The sequence below is a fragment of the Priestia veravalensis genome, from assembly GCF_001457055.1.
Classification (GTDB): Bacteria; Bacillota; Bacilli; order Bacillales; family Bacillaceae_H; genus Priestia; species Priestia flexa.
Genome location: NZ_KQ758765.1, coordinates 1 through 1,834, shown reverse-complemented (window position 1 = coordinate 1,834; position 1,834 = coordinate 1). Strand labels below are relative to the sequence as shown.

General features: G+C 31.3%; 3 protein-coding genes. All 3 read left to right on the top strand.

Translation table 11 applies throughout. From position 1 onward, the window contains the following. The first annotated feature begins 494 nt into the window (after nucleotides 1-494). The 3 genes from AS180_RS21280 to AS180_RS21270 all read left to right on the top strand — a co-directional run bounded on the left by AS180_RS21280 (nucleotide 495) and on the right by AS180_RS21270 (nucleotide 1,640). Complete coding sequence (locus AS180_RS21280; protein WP_025907617.1) at nucleotides 495-971, top strand: DUF2975 domain-containing protein; 477 nt, start codon at nucleotides 495-497, stop codon at nucleotides 969-971. Between the two features lie 10 nt (nucleotides 972-981). Further along, nucleotides 982-1,197, top strand: a complete 216-nt coding sequence (locus tag AS180_RS21275) for a helix-turn-helix domain-containing protein (protein ID WP_025907618.1) — start codon at nucleotides 982-984, stop codon at nucleotides 1,195-1,197. Between the two features lie 98 nt (nucleotides 1,198-1,295). Further along, a complete protein-coding gene (locus tag AS180_RS21270; protein ID WP_025907619.1) occupies nucleotides 1,296-1,640 on the top strand; it encodes a hypothetical protein in 345 nt (114 codons plus the stop codon). Nucleotides 1,641-1,834 lie beyond the last annotated feature (194 nt).

Below are 1,834 nucleotides of genomic sequence, written 5' to 3'. Positions count from 1 at the left end.
ATCCATGAACTATTTGAAATTGCTACTTAAGACTAGATTCTACTAGGGAGCTTTTCACCTCTTTACATCTTTCTTCAGTATTTGCACCAGAACCCTTTTTCCAACCTTACGAAATAATACAATCCATATCCAAACACCCTTTCTATTAATTTATAACTTAAGTTTAATGTCTACCCTAAGAGGAGAGTCAATCATGTTTTTATAGAAGAATCTGTTAGATTAAATTTTTATTTTTCGACAAGTCATGTAAAAATTACGGTATTTTAACCAAAGTAAGATATTCATTACATATATACAAGAAGTGATTTAGCTCCTAAAACGTTTTAGCTGGATAGGCAAGATTTGCATAGTTTTTAGTTTTTCATTTCCCCTTAAAAATGAAAGTGGATTTTTAAAAACAACAAAAATGATATGTAAAATAATAATAATTTATTGTAAAACGATAAATTATGTGTTAAATTCATATTTGAAATTCATAAGTGAGGTGCTTTATTATGAAACAAAGTTCAACAATATTTTTGAAAATAGCTCTTTTTTTTATGGGAGCTCCAGTTCTTGCTTTAGGCCTATTTGGTTTATTTTATTTAGCTAATAATATAGCAAACCCAGATTATTCCTACATACTATATCCTGCTGTAAGCATTATGTATCTTTCAGCTATCCCGTACTTTTTCACGTTGTATCAGGCTTTCCGACTTCTAATCTATATTGACAAGAACAAAGCGTTTTCTAACATCTCTGTAATAGCTTTAAGGAAAATAAAATACTGTGCAATGACAATTAGTGGCCTGTATGCGGTAATGATGCCATTTGTTTTTCTTGCGGCAGAGAAAGATGATGCTCCAGGTCTCGTAATAGTTGGAATGGTCCCTGTCTTTGCTTCATTGGTAATCGCAGTCTTTGCTGCGGTTCTTAAAAGGCTTTTACAACAAGCAATTGATATAAAATCGGAGAACGATTACACAATCTGAGGTGAATAAAGTGGCAATTATAATCAATATTGATGTCATGTTGGCTAAAAGAAAAATGAGTGTTACAGAACTTTCGGAGAAGGTAGGAATAACAATGGCCAATCTTTCTATCTTAAAAAATGGCAAGGCAAAAGCAGTTAGGTTTTCAACTTTAGAAGCCATTTGCAAAGCATTAGAATGTCAGCCTGGTGATATTTTAGAGTACAAGAATGAAGAAGATGCTTAAAACAGTTACAAATAAAGAAGTAGAGGGAAATTTAATAGGTTCGCTTAAGGCGATTAGTTAGTCGAACACAAATATAAATCAAACAGAGGAGAAATTTAATGAGTTTTATCGGTTTAGTTATGCTCTTTGTTTTATTTCTTATTTTGGTTTTTATAGTAGTTGGGGTGCTTTTTCATCGTAGAAATACTCAAAATACACCATCATTATTGAGAGTTGGGGTACTTTTACTACAATTGCTACTCATTGTATTATTTTTCACTGAAATTACAGCAAGGTTTAATGAATTATTCTTTGATATCCTTTGGTGGGTTACAGTTGTATCCGGTCTTATCGTCGGAATAAGAAACGTTAAAAATAATGTAATCATATCTATGTTAAATATCTTCTTAAGTGTTTTGTTAGCAATTTTTATGCTTTTACTGATGTTCATTACATCTATGTAATCATTAGAGAAATAAAGTAATACTAAAATTACGGAGGGCCTTGCCAATTTTTTAATTGGTAGGGTCTTATTACATTAGAAAGGGAGAAATAAAAAAATGGGTTCTGGTGCAAAAATCACTCGTTAGAAACATAGAGTGTGAGTTTCCTTTAAATTGCTAACTTATGAAGCTAATCCAAACAACTTATGGATGAA